This is a genomic window from Thermus brockianus (assembly GCF_021462505.1).
Lineage (GTDB): Bacteria > Deinococcota > Deinococci > Deinococcales > Thermaceae > Thermus > Thermus hydrothermalis.
Genome location: NZ_JAKEDV010000001.1, coordinates 127,639 through 143,098 on the forward strand (window position 1 = coordinate 127,639; position 15,460 = coordinate 143,098).

Consider the following 15,460-nt stretch of genomic DNA (forward strand, 5'->3'; position numbering starts at 1 on the left):
CTGCCCCCCGGAAGGCTCCGGGGGGCCAAGCTTTTGGGGGTGCCGTGGATGAGCGCGATCTGGAGCTGGAGCTCTGGGCGGGGGCCCTGGACCTCCTCGCCCGCATGGGGGCTCCGGAGGAGGAGCTCCGCCCCTTGCGTGAGCGCCTCTGGGCCCTGCGCCTTTTCCGCATGATGCCCAAGCCCCAGCCCCCCTCCCTCTGGAGCCGCCCCCTCTTCTGGACGGTTCTGGCCCTCCTCCTCGGCATCGTGGCCAGCCTCCTGGGCCTTCCCGTCCACAAGCTCTTCCCGTGAAAGGAGCGCCATGTTCAGGGATCCGAACCGCCAGCGCTTGATCCGAGGCACGATCCTCCAGGCCCTGTACCTGAACGCCTTCGGGGTGGACGCCCCCGTCAACATCCAAGACCCCTACGCCATGCCGAGAGGGGTCCTGGCCCGGGTCCTGGAGCTCTCTCACGTCCTCCCCGCCCGCTCCGAGATGAACGCCGCCGTGCGCTACCTGCAGCAGAAGGGCTACGTGGAGGCGGTTTGGGACGAGGACGGGGAGTTCACCCTGGTCCGCCTCACCACCCAGGGCATGGACCTGGTGGAGGGGAACCTGAAGGACCCCGGGGTCCTCCTGCCCAGGAGGTAGCCGTGGAGCTCAGGGAGGAGATCCACGCCCTCGCCGTGGCCTTCCGCCGCCACCACGAGGAGATCCTCGCCGAGCTCCGCCTCCTCCGGGAGGAGTTGGAGAGGGAGCGCCGGGCCCGGTTCTGGGAGCGGGGACTCCTGGCCCTGGCCCTGGTGGCGGCCCTGGTGGGCTGGGTGCGGCCGTGAAGGGCTACAAGCGCCACCGCCTCTGCAAGGTCTGCACCCTCCCGGAGGACCTTCGCGACCGGGTGGACGCCATGCTCCTGGGGGAGGAGACGGAGGAGGACGGCAGGCCCTACAGCATGGAGGGGATCGCCCTCTGGCTCAGGGCCCAGGGGCACGAGGTGAGTCCCTCCAGCGTCCGCCGCCACGCCCGCCACCTGGCCCCTGCCTTGGATCAGGTCCTGCAGATGGAGCGCCTGGTGGAGGCGGTGGAGGAGGCCACGGGCAAGCGCCTCTCCTACGCCGCCGCCTTGGCCAACATCGTGGTGCACAAAGCTCTCCGCTACCTCCAGGACCTGGAGCTCGGGGAGGAGGTGGATCCGGAGAAGGTGGTGCGGCTCGGCCTCGAGGCCGCCCGGGTGGCCCTGAGCCTGGAGAGGCTGGACCGCTCCCTGCGGGAGGAGGCGGCCCAGAAGGTGGAGGAGAGCCTCCGGGCCCGGCAGATTGAGCCCGAGGTCATAGAGGCCATCAAGCGGGACATCTATGGACTCTGAGCGCCTCCTCCTCCCGTACCAGCGGCGCTGGGTGTGGGACCAATCCCGCTTCAAGATCGGCCTCTGGGCGAGGCAGACGGGGAAGAGCTTCGCCGGGACGCTGGAGGTGGTCCTGGACGCGGTGGAGCGCCCCGGCACCCTCTGGGTCCTCCTCTCCGCCGGCGAGCGGCAGAGCCGGGAGCTCGCGGAGAAGGCCAAGCGCCACCTCGCGGCCCTGAAGCAGGCGGCGGAGACCCTGGAGAGCCGCTTCTTTGAGGCGGGGGAGGAGGTGACCCAGCTGGAGATCCGCTTGCCCAACACGTCCAGGCTCGTCTTCCTCCCCGCCAACCCCCGCACCGCCCGCGGCTACACCGGGAACGTCTTCCTGGACGAGTTCGCCTTCCACCAGGACTCCGAGGCCATCTGGGCCGCCATGTTCCCCATCATCACGCGGAGGCCCGATCTCAAGATCAGGATCATGAGCACCCCCAACGGCCCCCGGGGCAAGTTCTACGAGCTCTGGGAGAAGGGGGGAGAGGTCTGGAGCCGGCACCGGGTCACCCTCCTGGACGCGGTGGCCGAGGGCCTGCCCATAGACCCGGAGGAGCTCCGGGCGGGCCTCGCCGACGACTTCATCTGGCAGCAGGAATACCTCTGCGAGTTCGTCTCCGAGGAGGAGGCGTTCCTCCCCTGGAGCCTCATCCTCGCCGCCGAGGCCAGGGAGGACCCCCGGGGGGAGTGGGACCCCGAGCGGGCCTACCTGGGGATGGACGTGGGCCGCCACCGGGACCTCACCGTCTTCGTGGTCCTGGAGCGGGTGGGGGACGTGTACTGGGCGCGCCTCGTGGAGGCCCTCCACCGGGCCCCCTTCGCCGAGCAGGAGGCCCGCCTCCACGCCCTCCTCCCCCGGGTGCGCCGGGCCTGCCTGGACGCCACGGGCCTCGGGGAGATGCTGGCCGAGAACGCCCGCCGGGCCTTCGGCTACAAGGTGGAGCCGGTGAAGTTCACCCTCGAGGTGAAGGCCGACCTGGCGCAGCGCCTCCGGCTCTTCTTTGAGGACCGCCGGGTGCGCATCCCGAGCGACCGCGCCCTGCGGGAGGACCTCCACAGCGTGCGGCGGATCGTGACCCCGAGCGGGAACGTCCGCTACGACGCCGAGCGCTCCGAACGGGGGCACGCCGACCGCTTCTGGGCCCTGGCCCTCGCCCTCCACGCCGCCGAGACCCGTAGGGGCCCCGTGGAGTACCGGAGCGTGGCCCGGCGGCTCTTCGCCGGCTGGAAAGGAGCCTTCTGATGCCCATCCTGGACCCTTACGGGAACCCCATCCCCAAGGAGCCCCCGCCCGCCGCCCGCGGCGCTCTGGCCCTGGAGGCCCCCTTCCGGGTGTACCCCGCCCGGGGCCTCACCCCCGAGCGCCTGGCCCGCATCCTGCGGGAGGCGGACGCGGGCGACCTCAGCGCGCAGGCCGAGCTCTTTGAGGAGATGGAGGAGCGGGACGCCCTCCTCTTCTCCCTCCTGCAGACGCGCAAGCTGGCGGTGGTGGGCCTGGACTGGCGCCTGGAGCCCGCCGAGGAGGGCCGGGACGCCCGGCGCATCCTGCGGGCGGTGGAGGAGGTCTGGTGGGGCCTGCCCCTGGAGGACCTGATGACCGACCTCCTCTCCGCCATCCCCCAGGGGGTGAGCGTGGTGGCGGTGGCCTGGGAGTGGGACGGCCTCCTGTGGCGCCCCAAGGCCTTCCGCTGGGTCCATCCCGGCCTCCTGGCCTACCGCGAGCCCGAAGACCGCTTCTACCTGGTGTTGGGCCCCGGCCGGGAGGAGGCCTTCCCCTACGGCGGGGCCATAGAGCACCGCTACCGGGCCCGTTCGGGGTTGCCCACGCGGGCCGGGCTCATGCGGAGCCTGGCCTGGCTCTATCTCTTCAAGCACTTCGCCCTCAAGGACTGGGTGGTCTTCGCCGAGGTGTACGGGCAGCCCTACCGCATCGGCAAGTACGACCCCGCCGCCGGGGAGGAGGAGCGCCGCCGTCTGGAGGAGGCGGTGAGGAGCCTGGGGGCGGACGCCGCCGGGGTCATCTCCAAGGACACCGAGATAGAGATCGTGGAGGCCGCCAAGGGCCAGGGCCCCGACGTTTACGAGCGCCTCATCCGCCTGGCCAATCGGGAGATGACCCAGGCGGTCCTGGGCCAGACCCTCACCTCCTCGGAGGGGGAAGGGGGGAGCTACGCCCTGGCCAAGGTCCACGAGCGGGTTCGTATCGATCTCCTCAAGGCAGACGCCCGGGCCCTGGCCCGGACCCTGCGGGAGGGCCTCCTGAAGCCCTTCGTGGCCTTCAACTTCGGCCCCGAGTACCTGGACCTGGCCCCCCACGTGGTCCCCGAGGTGGAGGAGGAGAAGGACCTCGAGGCCCGGGCCCGCGTCCTCCAGACCCTCCTGCAGATGGGGCTTTCCATCCCGGAGGCATGGCTCAGGGAAGAGTTCGGCGTCCCCGCCCCCGAGCCGCAGGCCCCGGTTCTGGCCCCCCAGGAGAGGAAGCGAAGGGGGCTGGTGGCCGGCCAGGCCTTCGTGGACGCCCTGGGGGACCGCCTCCTGCGGGAGGCGCCCATGCCTGGCCTCCCGCAGCTCCTGAAGGCGATTGAGGAGGCGGCGGACTACGAGGACCTCCGCCGCCGCCTCCTCGCCCTCTTCCCCAACATCCCCTTCGCCGAACTGGCGGAGCTCTTGGACGCCGCCCTGACCCTCGCCGAGCTGGCGGGCCGCCTCGCCCAGCGCCAAGACAGTGGCCTGGACGGTTGAGCCCAACCCCCTGAACCCGGACGAGGCCATCGCCTGGTTCCGGCGCCGCCTCTCCCTGCCGGACCCCGCCTTTCGGGCCCTGCGGGAGGAGGCCCGGAGGCGGGCCTTCTGGGTGGCGGGCCTCGCCGCCTTGGACATGGTGCAGGAGGCGAAGGACGCCCTGGAGGAGGCCCTGGCCAAGGGCCTGCCCTTTGAGGACTTCCGCCAGCGCCTCTCCGAGCGGGTGAGGGGCGCCTGGGGGGAGGGAACCCGGCACCGCCTGGACACCGTCTTCCGCACCAACCTGCAGCTCGCCTATGGGGCGGGGCGGCACCGGCAAGCGGAGGAGACCAAGGCCCTCAGGCCCTACTGGGGCCTCTCCGTGGTCCTGGACGGGCGGACCTCCGGCGTCTGCCGCCCCCTGGCGGGGGTGGTCCTGCCCGCCGACCACCCCTTCTGGCGCAACCATATCCCGCCCCTCCACCACAACTGCCGCACCGCCCTGGTGACCTACACCCGCGAGGAGGGGGAACGCCGGGCCTGGAAGGAGGCGCCGGAGCACGAGCCCCAGGCGGGCTTCGGCCGGCCCCCGGGCCAGGAGGAGTGGAGCCCGGACCCTAGGGACTACGACCCCGCCCTGTGGCGGGCCTACGTGACCGCCTTGCCCCAGGCGCATCCTGAGGCGCTGGCCCGCTTGCGGGCCATAGCCGAGGGGCAGGCGGAGCCCGAGCCCCGCGACTGGCTTTGGGCGGCCGGGGCAATGGGCCGGGCTCCCTTCAACCGCTGGACCCGGAAGGTGCCCGAAGAGGAACGGGAACGCTTGGGTATCACTTGGGGGAGCTCCTTGGAGGTCCACAGGCTCAAGCGGATTGCCGACGGGCAACTGGCTGGAGACGCCACCGCCGAGGACTACGAGCGGATCTGCCAGCACGCTCCTCTTTCCCCCGAAGCGGCGCTCATGGCCTACCGGCGGGCCCCAGGGCCCGTTTTGGCGGCGCTCCTCCCTGTGGAGTGGGCCGTGCCCGAGCCCCTGCGCGGCCCCACGCTCAGCGGGTATTGGTTCGTGGTATACTCGTTTTGGAGCGGAACTTTGGTCACGGGATACGCCGAGGAAGACCTCTCCAAGCTGGACATACCCTGGAACGAGGTGAAATGGCTCAGGAAACCCGCTTGGTTGAATTTACCCCCTTAGAGCTGGCCTCCTGGTCGTGGTCGGAGCTCAAGGATTTTCTGGGCAATCCCGAGGACTACAACCCCGATGAGGTCCTGGCCCTCATAGAGGAGTTCCCCTGCCTGAAGCGCTACCTGAGGCGGGCTTATCAGGATGACCCTGAGCCCGCCCTAGCCTTGGCGCGGGAAATCCTGGCCGAGCGGGAGCGCCTCTCGGCTCATGGCATCCGCGTGCCCGAGACCCTGGAGGCCCTGCTGAGTCTTACGGGCTAGGGATGGCGTCCCCGGAAGGGGTCTCTGAGCCCCTGTAACCCCCCTAGAAGGCTTTGGCGGGGGGTGCCACGGATTTCCCCTTTGCGCCTCGGACCCCCCGCCTTATCGGCCGTTTTAGGGCCCGTTTTGGGGTGCGTTCGCAGGTGCTTGGGCTTTGGGGATGGGGAAAATGGCCCATTTTTGTCCCTGAACTTGACCGAAACGCTCAATGCTTTCACAATAGGAAGTGCCCCGGGTCAGGGGTGCGGTCGCGCTCAAGGGTCCGAACCCCCTTGGGTGAGGAAAGTCCGGGCACCATAGGGCAGGGTGCCAGCTAACGGCTGGGCGGGGTAACCCGACGGAAAGTGCCACAGAGAAGAGACCGCCAGCGGCCGGGCCCAAGGCCCGGTGCGGGCAAGGGTGAAACGGTGGGGTAAGAGCCCACCGCCTGGCCTGGTAACAGGCTGGGGCACGGCAAACCCCACCCGGTGCAAGGCCCAGTAGAGGGGAAGGGCTTGCCCGGCCCGCCAGAACCCCTGGGATGGGCCGCTTGAGGCCGGTGGCGACACCGGTCCCAGAGAGATGACCGCAGAAACAGAACCCGGCTTACGCCCTGTCCCGGGGCTTATAAAGCGCTGCTATGACCGAGCGGGTCTTGATGGTTGTTAAAACCTACCCTAGCCCGAGCCGGAAGTACGGTGAGATCACTTGTACGGCAGGAATAAGGCTCAGGGATGGACAGTGGGTGCGTATTTATCCCTACCCTTTCCGTTTGTTAGAGGGAGACTATAGGTTCCAAAAGTATGACATCTTAGAGATGCCTTTAGAGCGGGCTCAAAACGACCCCCGCCCTGAAAGCTTCCGACTGGTGGACCATCGGAGCATTCGGAAAGTAGATCACATCGGCACGGATGAGGGGACTTGGCACAGAAGAATGGAGTTTATCCGCCCCACCCTATTTCCCAGCTTGGCGGCTTTTGAAGAACAAATGATCCGTAGGGAAAGAAAGCCGATCCAGGAACAAAGCCTCTTCGCGGGGGAACAAAGGGAGGTAGTTTGGCGACGGGTTTGGGGGCGTACGATCGGGGTTGTAGCGGCTGTGCCGGGTAGTGCCGAGCTGGTAGCTCAGTACCGAGGGGAAGATTGGAGCGAAAAGGAGAAGGCAAAGTTGGCTGTGCCTCAGATACTCGCCGAGGGGCTTTTTGAAGATATAGAGCCGGCTTTTTCTTTGCCTAAAACACCACTGCGCTTTTGCCCTTACCAGTTTCGCCTTTCCTTTCTGGACGCCACCGGGAAAAGGTATGAGAAGGTGGTTTTGGACTGGGAGATCTACCGGCTTTACTTCAAAGAGGAGCAACGCCTTGGTAGCAGGGAAAGGGCGGTCAATAGCGTGCGCCAAAAGGTTGAGCGGGAAATCTTCTCCTTAGAAAGGGAACCTTACCTTGTGGTAGGGAGTATCCACTACCGATATGCTCGCCCAACCCTCTACGCGGTGATTGGGTTCATCTGGCCGAAGAAGCAAGCTTGTACGCCTCTTTTCTGAGGTCTAGGGCCTCCTGAACCCAACCAGTGGCTAGCAATGCTTCGGCAATAATGGACCGATGGCAAGTCGCTGGGTCTGCTTCAAAGCACAAGAGCGCGGTTGGGTATTCGCACGCGAGCATCCCCAACTCCTCCAGCACACCGGGGCGCTGTTGGAGTAACTGGAGGTAATTCTGACGATAAGTGGGCCAGTCTCCCGTCCTCTTGAGATAGTCCCTTAGAGGTTTCGGAGCACCGAGCTCGCGGATATGGCGGTAGTAGATGCCGGCGTCTTCAAGGGCGGCTCTCAAGCTGACTTTGGAAAAACCGGGTTTTCGGCTCAAAGGGAGTTCCCGCACATCGGCTACGACAACGATCCCCTTCCCGCGAAGAAAGCTGATAAACTCCGGAAGTTTCAGGCCCTCGTAGCCGATGGTATAAACAACCCTCATTGTGGGGAAATCCTACTCCTCCAATACGGAGGTTGGCAAGCCCTTGACGCCTGATGGTTCAGTTCTTGCCGATACCATTTGAGCACTTTCTTGTGGGGTCGGTCTTTTTCGCTATAATGACCGTTCCCGAGAAGATGGCCAGTTTCCTAAGCGGGTTGTTGGGTTGGCTTGGGGGCTTTCTGAGCCGGAAGTAGGCGCATAGCGCTTCTCCTCGTTGAAAGGAGCTCCCCGGCCATATGACCGGGGGTTCGCTTTACTGGCGAAAACTCAGGGTATGCACCACTTGGGCCAGGTTTTGCCTGGCGTGCCGTGTCGGGTGAAGGCGAGAAGCATACTTCCAAACCCCGTGATGTCTTTATAGCCCGCGAGATCTACGGTCACAGGGCCAAAGTTCCGGTTGAACTGACCGGTGCCTTCGCTCCTGATCCGCTCAGTCCTGTCGGCCAGCCAGTACATGATGTTGTCACTGGTCTGCTTGGCCAGCCCCAAACACAATACCTCAACGATCCCGGAGAGGTAGGCGACGCCATAAAGCGCCTCGTCAAAGTTAGGTGCTTCTTCAAAGCGGATGCTCAGGAGGTTGAAGTAGCGCCCGCCCTTCGGGGCTCCAAAAAAGACTATGTACTCCGTAACGCGGTCTGTTTCGGGGTTTCTCACCCAGACGCGGTATTTCCGTTCGGCGGAACGTTCAGGCGGAGGCGGAGGGAGTTTTTCCTCCACCACCTGGACTATGTGGTCCACCTTCTTAAGTTTGGCCATCGCGTCGCTTATCTTCGTGGCCTGAGCCTGTACCGTGCCGATAAGCGTACCCGCCAAGACCAGGATCCAGGGTGCCTTTTGCATGACTTTGAGTTTACTCCCGAATCACCTCAATCAACTCATCCAGCTCCACCCGGCGCCCGAGGAGGACCTCGAGGGCGCCGTGGATCTTGGCCAGGGTTTCTAGGGTGGGCTGATGGCGTCCTTCCGCTGCGTTGTACACGGTGTTCGTCAATAGGCCACTAGTCCGCGCGATGCGGTATAGGGTGATGCCATTGGCGTCTGCGAGCTCTTTGATGCGGACCCGGTACCTAATCATGCGTGAAGCATATACCAATTCATCTGACCATCTGAAAAGACAAAGGTCTTGACCTCCTATAGACAAAGCCCAAGAAGGTTGGCCCCAACACGCATCCCTGGCAAGGAGGCTTATTCTTCCTCGTATTCCAAAAGGTCACAGACGTCATAGGGTTTTCCCGTGAGCTTGCGTAGCCCCCAGATGACCCAGGCGAGGGCCTCGAGGTCGGGGCGTGCCGGGGCACTTCGTACCCACCGGTATACCGTGGCCCGGCTAATCCGGTCGCCAAGAAGCCTCTCCAGGCGGTAGGCGCTCAACCCCTCCTGTTCAAGGACCTCCTTCAGTTTGAAGCGCACCCGTGGCATGCCTCAATAGTAGCAGATATATAGCCCTATTGACTGATAGTCGCAACTATGCTACCCTAAGGGCACCTAGGGGCCCCCCTACCAAGCAAGCCCCTAGGGCACCGGAGGTACTGGAGGTAGTGGAGGTAGTGGAGGTGCTTATGCATCGTACCACAAGTTTCGCGGCGATAATAGCGGCCTTTAGGACCACCCCCGGGTTGACCCTTTCTCCGGGTCAGGGGATTTTGTTCAACCGGCTGGCCCCATATCTGGAGGCCATCTGGGACGCGGCCCGTCAGGATGACTGGCCCGCTTTTGTTGAGGCGGTGCGGGAGGTGTACCTCGCCGGCCTGCTGGACGGCCCCCTGCCCCTCTCCGTGCTCCTAGCAAGCGCTCTGGAGGAGGACGATGACGACGCCTGAGGCCAAAATCATCCGGATGCGGGACCTCGAGGCCCCCGCCGGCACCCACCTGCCCGTGGCCTGGCTGGACGTGGGGGGGCGGACGGAGGTGGCGGTGCCCCTGGCGCGGTTGGCGGAGGCGGTTGGCTACGATCTGGGGCCTTTGAGGGGCATTGTCAAGCGGGATCCCGTTCTCGCTTCCTACCAGAGTATCGTAACGATCCTCCGGGACGGAGTGCCCCACAAAACGGCCTTCCTCCAACGCCCGGGCGTCCTTGGGGTCTTGGTCAAACTCTCCGCCTCCCGCATCCAGGATCCCGCCAAGCGGCAGAGGGTGATCGCCTTCCAGCGCTGGGCCTTTGAGACCCTGGACAGGCTCCTCTTTGAAGGGGCGGCCCCAGCCCCCGCCCAGCCGCCTCTTTTCCCAGTGGGGCAGGGCAGGGGAGACCGGGCTCTGGCCGTGCGCATGCTCACCGGTGAGGTGCGCGCTCCAGACGGCTCCTTGCTCTCGTACGGGGCCATTGAGCGGGCCACCGGGGTACCCAAGACCACGCTGGGCCGCTGGGCTCGCCGCCTAGGGGTCTTCCACCTGCGCAAGAGCCCCTACCCGACGAAGCGGGCCAAGAAGAAGCCTTTGAGGGCACAGGAGAAGGCGCCCGAGAAGGAGCGGGCCTCGGAAACCGACCTGGCCCGGCTCCTCATGGAACAGGCTAGGCTCCTGGGGGAGATCGCCCGCCGGCTACTGGACAAGCCCCAAGCTCTGGCGTAAACTTGGGCTAAGGTGCCAAACTGCCCCCCGGGCAACCGGGGGGCAAACCCTTATGCGCCTCATCTGGCCCTTTCCCGAACCCGACAAAGTGCGTGTGGACGCGGGTTTCCTGGACCCCGCCTACCCCACCTGGCGCCGGAACGCGGGGCTTCCCCCCGCCGAGCACCCCGGGGCCGATCTAAACCTGAAGGGCACCTCGGGGGACGGGGACTTGGGCTACCCGGTGGTGGCCATCGCCGAGGGGGTGGTTCGGCACGCCAGGCCCCACCGGGTCTGGGGGAACATCGTGCTCTTGGAGCACGACCTGCCGGGCCTGGGGCGCTTTTACACGCAGTACGCCCACCTTCTCTTCATGACCGTCCGCGAGGGGGACTGGGTCATGGCGGGCGAGCCTGTGGGGAGCGTGGGCAAGGGCGATCCCGCCCGCCCCTTCCTGGCCCACCTGCACGTGGAGGTGCGCCGGTCCCCCATCCCCCCCGACGCCTGGCCGGGCATGGACCGGGGCTACATCCAGGCCCACTACCTTGACCCGGTAGCCTTCATCAAGGAGAACTACGCCCCCGCGCGGCGCTACTACCGGGTGGGCGTCCTCTTCAACCCCACCCGGCAGGAGCTCGGCCCGGTGGTGCTGAACCTGGAGCGCCCTGACCTGGCGCAAATCGCCGTGAGGAAGCTGTGAACGCCTTCTTCCGCCTCCAAGTCCTCATGGAGCTCGTGGACCGCATGACGGGGCCCCTGGGCCGGGTAGGGGAGAGCCTGCGCCGGGTGGAGGAGCTCACCCACCGGGCGGACCTCGCCCTCCAGCGCATGGGGGCGGGGCTCAGCGTGGCGGGAGCCGGGGCCGCCCTGGCCACCCCCCTCGTCCTCGCCACCCGGGCGGCGATGGATTTTGAGGACGCCTTCGCCGACGTGCGCAAGGTGGTGGACGCCCCGGCCCCGGCCCTGGCGGCCCTGCAACGGGAGCTCCTCGGCCTGACCCGGGTCATCCCCATGACCGCTCGCGAGCTCACGGAGATCGCCGCCGCCGCCGGGCAGGCGGGCATCCCCATCGCCGAGCTCACCCGCTTCACCCAGGACGCCGCCCGGGTGGGGGTCGCCTTCGGCATTTCCGCGGGCGCCGCGGGGGACGCCCTGGCCAAGCTCCGGAACATCTTGGGGGTCTCCCAAGAGGGCGTCATGCGGGTGGCCGACGCCATCAATACCCTGTCCAACAACCTGGCGGCCACCGCCCCCGAGATCCTGGAGGTGGTCCGCCGCGTGGGGAGCACGGGGAAGCTCATCGGCCTCACAGGCCAGCAGGTGGCGGCCTTCTCCGCCAGCCTCCTGGCCCTGGGCACTGCCCCCGAGGTGGCGGCCACGGGGCTCAACGCCCTCTTCCAGCGCCTGGCCACGGCCCCGGCCCAGCCCAAGGCCTTCCAAGAGGCCTTGGCCCGGCTCGGGCTTTCCGCCACTGCGCTACAAGCCGCCCTCAAGCGGGACGCCACCGGGGCCATCCTGGACTTCTTGGGCCGGCTCAGGGCGGTCCCTGACCAGCTCGCCGTCCTCTCGGACCTCTTCGGCATGGAGTACGCGGACGATATCGCCAAGTTGGTGGGCTCCCTGGACGTCCTCCGGCGGGCCTTCGGCTTGGTGGCGAGCCCGGCGGGCTACGCCGGTAGCGTCATGGCCGAGTTCCAAAACCGCTCCGCCACCCTGCGCAACCAGCTCATCCTCCTCAGGAACGCCCTGGAGCGCATCTGGATCACCCTGGGGAACGCCCTCATCCCCGTGGTGAAGCCCGTGGTGGAGCGCCTCGCCGCCCTCGCCAACCGGGCGGCGGACCTCTTGGACCGCTTCCCCGCCCTACGGGTGGCGGTGGTGGCCGTGGGCGCTGGGTTGGGCGGGCTCCTGGTCGTGGGCGGGCTTTTGGTGGCGGGCCTCGGGGCCTTGGGCTTCGCCCTGGCCAACGCCCGGATGGGCCTCTTGGCCCTCCAAGGAGCCCTCGTGGGCGCCAGCCGCCAAGCCCGCCTCTTCGGCCTGGGGCTGGCCCTGTTGCGGGCCCAGGTGGCGGGGATGGGTGGGCCTTTGGCCGCCGCCCGGGCCGGGCTCCTGGCTTTGGAGCGGGGGGCCATCGCCGCCGGGCGGGGGGTACTCCTCCTGGGGAGGGCCATCCTCCTGAACCCCATCGGCCTGATGGCCACCCTGCTGGCGGGTCTGGCCTGGGCCTTCTGGCGGGCCTGGCAGGCCAGCGCCCAGTTCCGGGAGGGCGTCATGGGCACTCTGGGCGTCATCCGTGGCGCCTTCGCTCCCGTGGTGGCGGAGCTTCGGGGCGTGGGCGCCGCCTTGGCCGAGGCGTTCCGCCCGGTGGCGGGCGCGGTGCGGGCCTCCTTGGCGGCTATCCCGCAGGCCCTAGACCGGGTCCTCTACCACGTGGCCTTCGGGTTGGGCTTCATGGTAGGCCTCGTGGAGCTCCTGGCCCGCCGCCTCGCCCCCATCCTCGGGGAGGGGCTGGCCGGGGCCGTGCGGGTGGTGCGGGGAGCGGTGGACGTTCTGGTGGGCCTCTTCACCCTGGACCTGGACCGGGCCCGCCTGGGGGCTCTCCGGGTGTGGGAGGGCATCCGGGCTGTGCTGTCGGTGCCCATCCGGGTGGCGGGGGTGGTGGTGGACCTGGCTATCGCCGCCCTAGAGCGCCTGTGGGACGTGGCCAGCCGGCGCTTCCCCGCCCTGGCAGCTTTGGGCGAAGCGGTGGGGAGGGCCTGGCAGGGGCTCGTGGGCCTGGCCCAAGCCGTCTTTGGCTCCTTGCGGGCGGTGGTGGCCTCTGTCGTTCAGGCCATTTCCGCCCTCCTCCGAGGCGACCTTTCCCAGGCCCTGGGGTGGGCACGCGAGGCGTGGGGTTCCCTGGTTTCCCTCCTTTCCGCGCCCCTGCGGCTGGCGGGGGTGGTGTGGGAGGCGGTGCGGGGCTCCCTTTCCCAGGCCCTGGGATGGGTGCGTTCCCTCGCCGCTCCCTTCGCTGAGGCGGGCCGGGCCATCGTGCAAGGGCTCGCCGAGGGGATCCGGAGCTTGGCGCTGGCCCCGGTGAACGCCGTGAAGGGGATCGGCCAGAGCGCCCTCGCCACCCTCAAGCGCCTTCTGGGCATCCGCTCGCCCTCTCGGGTTTTCGCCCAGTTGGGGGCCATGACCGCCCTGGGGATGGCGGTGGGTCTGCAGGGCATGGCCCCCGCGGTGCATCGGGCGGCCCAGTCCCTGATTTCCCTGCCCCAGGTGGAGGTGCCCGCTCCTCGCCTGCCCGAACTCCCCGCCTTGCGCCTGGGCCTCGAGGGCGCCCCCGCCCTCCAGCCCCCCACCCTTGCGGCTTCCCCCGCCCAGGCCCCTGGGGCCTCCGCCCCGGCGTCCCCCCGGGAAGGGAGGGTGGTCCAGGTGGTGCGCATTGAGCGCATTGAGCTCCCCTCGGTCCAGGATCCCGAGGGGTTCCTGGAGGCGCTCAAGCGCCTCATGCTCCCCTACCTGGAGGAGGCCTGATGCCCTACTTGCGCTTCGCCACCGGCGACCGCCTGCGTCTGGACGGGGAGGAGATGCCCGGGATCGTGGTTTCGGTGGAGGTGGAAGGGGAGAACGCCGTGGAGAGCCTGCCCCGGGAGGGGAAAGCGGCGGACATCCACGTGCTCAGGGGCTACCGCGACCACCGGGTGCGCATTCTCCTCCGCCTCGTGGGGGGCGACCCTCTGGCGGAGGTAAAGCGGCTTCAGGCCAAGTTCGCCAAGAGCAAGACCGAGCCCCTGCGGGTGGTCCACCCCCACCTGGCGGCCCGGGGGATAGAGAAGGCCCTGTTCGCCCGGCTCACCACCCGGGAGGAGGGCGGGGAGGACGGCCTCTACGCCGTGCTGGAGCTCACCCAGACGGAGCCCCGGGAGGCCCTCAAGGAGGGAAACGCCCGGGAAGAAGCCGCCCTCCAGGCGGCCGTGCAAAGGGGGCCCGTGGCCGGCCCTCCCAAGGGGAGCGCCCAGGCGCAGCGCAACCCCCCCACGCCCCCCAAGCCGCCCGCGTTCGTCCAGGGCTTCGTGGACGGGCGCCAGTCCGCCCTGGCCCTCGGAGGAGGCCGGTAATGGTTCACCTGCCCCAGCCCAAGACCCCCTACGGGGTCCCCTCCCGGGTGGAGCTGTGGGAAGGCCTCTTCGTCCCCTGGCGCACCTGCCTCCTGGAGGGGGTGGAGGCCCCCGTGGGCGGCGAGGTTTCCGTGGAGCTGGAGGGTCTCCTCTTCCTGGGGGTGGCGACCGCCTCCCCAAGCCCCCTGGAACGGGTCTGCTGGGGGCTTCCCGCCTGGCGAAAGGAGGTGGGGCCGATGGGCTTCCAGGACGTGGACGCCGCCACCCTCCTCCGCTGGATCGCCGGCCAGGTGGGGGCAAAGATCCAGGTGGACCTGCAGGCCCCCCAGCGCCGGCACTACGCCCTGCCCCGCCTCCCCGCCTACCAGGCGGTGGAGCGGATCCTATCCCCCTGGGGCGCCGGGGCGGTGGCCCACGAGCTGGATGGGGGCGTGCTCTACGTGGGGCCCGCCTCCCGGAGCCCCCACTACGGCGTGCTGCACGTCTTGCGGGAGCAGGAGGTGGCGGTGGCGCGGGACCTGGGCGGGCGGACCTACCTCAAGATCGCCCCCCTCCCTCGCCTCCGCCTCCTCCACCGGGTGCGCTGGCCCGAGGGGGAGGGGAGGGTGGTGGAGCACCGCCTGGTCCTCGCCCCAAAGGGTTCGTACCACGAGGTGTACCTGGTATGAGGAGCGAAACCCTCAAGCACGCCCTGCGCCGCATCGTGGAGAGCCTGTGGCCGGAGCTCGCCCACCGCACCCACCTGCCCCACAAGGCCAGGGTTCTGCGGGTGCGCTCCGAGGCGGGGGTGGCCGGGCCCCCGGGGAGCGTGCGCTACAGCGTGGACCTGGAGCCCCTCACCCCCGACGGCCGGCCCGATCCCAGGCGCCCCGTCCTGCGGGACGTCCCCCTGGACGTGCCGTGGGCCGGCCCCGGGCGGGGGGTCTTCGCCCTGCCCGCCGTGGGGAGCGTGGTGCGGGTGGCCTACTACGACGGGGACCCCGCCTATCCCTATGTGGACGGGATCCTCCCCGAAGGCCAGGCGGTCCCCCAGGTGGAGGAGGGGGAGTACCTCCTGCAGAAGGACCCCGACACCTGGGTGAGGCTGAAGGCGGACGGGGGGGTGGAGGCCCAGGCGGCCCCCGGGGTGGTGTTGCGCCTGAAGCCGGACGGCACGGCGGAGCTCCGGGGCACGGCGGTGGTGCGCGTGGACGCCCCCCGGGTGGAGCTGGCGGGGGGAGGCCCCGCCGTGGCCCGGGTGGGGGACCCCGTGCAGGTGGGGGCCTCCATCGGGGTCATCGTCGGGGGCTCGGGCAAGGTGTTCTCGGGGTGAG

20 protein-coding genes and 1 other RNA gene are annotated in these 15,460 nt (G+C 68.4%); 17 read left to right on the forward strand and 4 right to left on the reverse strand.

Annotation, left to right across the window (positions count from 1 at the left end):
* Positions 1-44: 44 nt before the first annotated feature.
* The 10 genes from LXN00_RS00725 (at position 45) to LXN00_RS00770 (ending at position 7,064) form a co-directional block, all read left to right on the forward strand.
* Positions 45-293 (forward strand): hypothetical protein, encoded by a 249-nt coding sequence (locus tag LXN00_RS00725; RefSeq protein ID WP_126201468.1) that lies wholly within the window; start codon positions 45-47, stop codon positions 291-293.
* A gap of 10 nt (positions 294-303) precedes the next feature.
* A complete protein-coding gene (locus tag LXN00_RS00730; RefSeq protein ID WP_126170215.1) occupies positions 304-633 on the forward strand; it encodes a hypothetical protein in 330 nt (109 codons plus the stop codon).
* A 2-nt stretch (positions 634-635) separates the two neighbouring features.
* Entirely contained in the window at positions 636-818 is a 183-nt protein-coding gene (locus LXN00_RS00735) for a hypothetical protein (RefSeq protein WP_071677781.1), read from the forward strand.
* Positions 815-1,348 carry a phage protein Gp27 family protein gene (locus tag LXN00_RS00740; RefSeq protein WP_052155158.1) on the forward strand — a complete coding sequence of 178 codons (534 nt, stop codon included), beginning with the start codon at positions 815-817 and terminating at the stop codon, positions 1,346-1,348. The genes LXN00_RS00735 and LXN00_RS00740 overlap by 4 nt, the downstream gene beginning before the upstream one ends.
* On the forward strand, positions 1,338-2,621 hold the full coding sequence (locus LXN00_RS00745; RefSeq protein WP_234503278.1) for a terminase large subunit domain-containing protein: 1,284 nt from the start codon (positions 1,338-1,340) through the stop codon (positions 2,619-2,621). Before LXN00_RS00740 ends, LXN00_RS00745 begins: the two co-directional genes overlap by 11 nt.
* The gene (locus LXN00_RS00750) at positions 2,621-4,120 is read left to right on the forward strand and encodes a phage portal protein family protein (RefSeq protein WP_234503280.1); all 1,500 of its coding nucleotides are present in this window, start codon (positions 2,621-2,623) and stop codon (positions 4,118-4,120) included. Before LXN00_RS00745 ends, LXN00_RS00750 begins: the two co-directional genes overlap by 1 nt.
* Positions 4,104-5,291 carry a phage minor head protein gene (locus LXN00_RS12600; RefSeq protein WP_326491115.1) on the forward strand — a complete coding sequence of 396 codons (1,188 nt, stop codon included), beginning with the start codon at positions 4,104-4,106 and terminating at the stop codon, positions 5,289-5,291. The genes LXN00_RS00750 and LXN00_RS12600 overlap by 17 nt, the downstream gene beginning before the upstream one ends.
* Positions 5,270-5,542, forward strand: coding sequence for a hypothetical protein (locus LXN00_RS00760; RefSeq protein WP_234503282.1), 273 nt, complete (start codon positions 5,270-5,272; stop codon positions 5,540-5,542). Before LXN00_RS12600 ends, LXN00_RS00760 begins: the two co-directional genes overlap by 22 nt.
* Positions 5,543-5,774: 232 nt before the next feature.
* An RNA gene (gene rnpB / locus LXN00_RS00765) (RNase P RNA component class A) lies at positions 5,775-6,146 on the forward strand.
* Between the two features lie 15 nt (positions 6,147-6,161).
* Positions 6,162-7,064, forward strand: a complete 903-nt coding sequence (locus LXN00_RS00770; RefSeq protein WP_234503283.1) for a hypothetical protein — start codon at positions 6,162-6,164, stop codon at positions 7,062-7,064.
* Here LXN00_RS00770 and LXN00_RS00775 read toward each other — a convergent pair.
* The 4 genes from LXN00_RS00775 to LXN00_RS00790 all read right to left on the reverse strand — a co-directional run bounded on the left by LXN00_RS00775 (position 7,024) and on the right by LXN00_RS00790 (position 8,916).
* Complete coding sequence (locus tag LXN00_RS00775; protein WP_234503285.1) at positions 7,024-7,494, reverse strand: DUF488 family protein; 471 nt, start codon at positions 7,492-7,494, stop codon at positions 7,024-7,026. The genes LXN00_RS00770 and LXN00_RS00775 overlap by 41 nt on opposite strands.
* Positions 7,495-7,761: 267 nt before the next feature.
* Positions 7,762-8,337 carry a hypothetical protein gene (locus tag LXN00_RS00780; RefSeq protein WP_234503287.1) on the reverse strand — a complete coding sequence of 192 codons (576 nt, stop codon included), beginning with the start codon at positions 8,335-8,337 and terminating at the stop codon, positions 7,762-7,764.
* 10 nt (positions 8,338-8,347) lie between these two features.
* Positions 8,348-8,572: a helix-turn-helix domain-containing protein gene (locus tag LXN00_RS00785; RefSeq protein WP_234503289.1), complete on the reverse strand. Its 225-nt coding sequence runs from the start codon at positions 8,570-8,572 to the stop codon at positions 8,348-8,350.
* A gap of 110 nt (positions 8,573-8,682) precedes the next feature.
* Positions 8,683-8,916: a helix-turn-helix domain-containing protein gene (locus tag LXN00_RS00790; RefSeq protein WP_234503291.1), complete on the reverse strand. Its 234-nt coding sequence runs from the start codon at positions 8,914-8,916 to the stop codon at positions 8,683-8,685.
* A gap of 119 nt (positions 8,917-9,035) precedes the next feature.
* Here LXN00_RS00790 and LXN00_RS00795 point away from each other — a divergent pair, with 119 nt between their 5' ends.
* Genes LXN00_RS00795 through LXN00_RS00825 form a run of 7 tightly spaced genes read left to right on the forward strand, consistent with a single transcriptional unit; the run spans position 9,036 to position 15,459 of the window.
* Entirely contained in the window at positions 9,036-9,317 is a 282-nt protein-coding gene (locus LXN00_RS00795) for a hypothetical protein (protein ID WP_234503293.1), read from the forward strand.
* Positions 9,304-10,065 carry a hypothetical protein gene (locus LXN00_RS00800; RefSeq protein WP_234503294.1) on the forward strand — a complete coding sequence of 254 codons (762 nt, stop codon included), beginning with the start codon at positions 9,304-9,306 and terminating at the stop codon, positions 10,063-10,065. Before LXN00_RS00795 ends, LXN00_RS00800 begins: the two co-directional genes overlap by 14 nt.
* 52 nt (positions 10,066-10,117) lie before the next feature.
* Complete coding sequence (locus LXN00_RS00805) at positions 10,118-10,744, forward strand: M23 family metallopeptidase (protein ID WP_234503296.1); 627 nt, start codon at positions 10,118-10,120, stop codon at positions 10,742-10,744.
* Entirely contained in the window at positions 10,741-13,563 is a 2,823-nt protein-coding gene (locus tag LXN00_RS12605; RefSeq protein WP_326491116.1) for a phage tail tape measure protein, read from the forward strand. Before LXN00_RS00805 ends, LXN00_RS12605 begins: the two co-directional genes overlap by 4 nt.
* Positions 13,563-14,147 (forward strand): hypothetical protein, encoded by a 585-nt coding sequence (locus LXN00_RS00815; RefSeq protein WP_234503297.1) that lies wholly within the window; start codon positions 13,563-13,565, stop codon positions 14,145-14,147. Before LXN00_RS12605 ends, LXN00_RS00815 begins: the two co-directional genes overlap by 1 nt.
* The gene (locus tag LXN00_RS00820; protein WP_234503298.1) at positions 14,147-14,815 is read left to right on the forward strand and encodes a hypothetical protein; all 669 of its coding nucleotides are present in this window, start codon (positions 14,147-14,149) and stop codon (positions 14,813-14,815) included. Before LXN00_RS00815 ends, LXN00_RS00820 begins: the two co-directional genes overlap by 1 nt.
* Positions 14,812-15,459 carry a phage baseplate assembly protein V gene (locus LXN00_RS00825; RefSeq protein ID WP_234503302.1) on the forward strand — a complete coding sequence of 216 codons (648 nt, stop codon included), beginning with the start codon at positions 14,812-14,814 and terminating at the stop codon, positions 15,457-15,459. Before LXN00_RS00820 ends, LXN00_RS00825 begins: the two co-directional genes overlap by 4 nt.
* The last annotated feature ends 1 nt before the right edge of the window (position 15,460 follow it).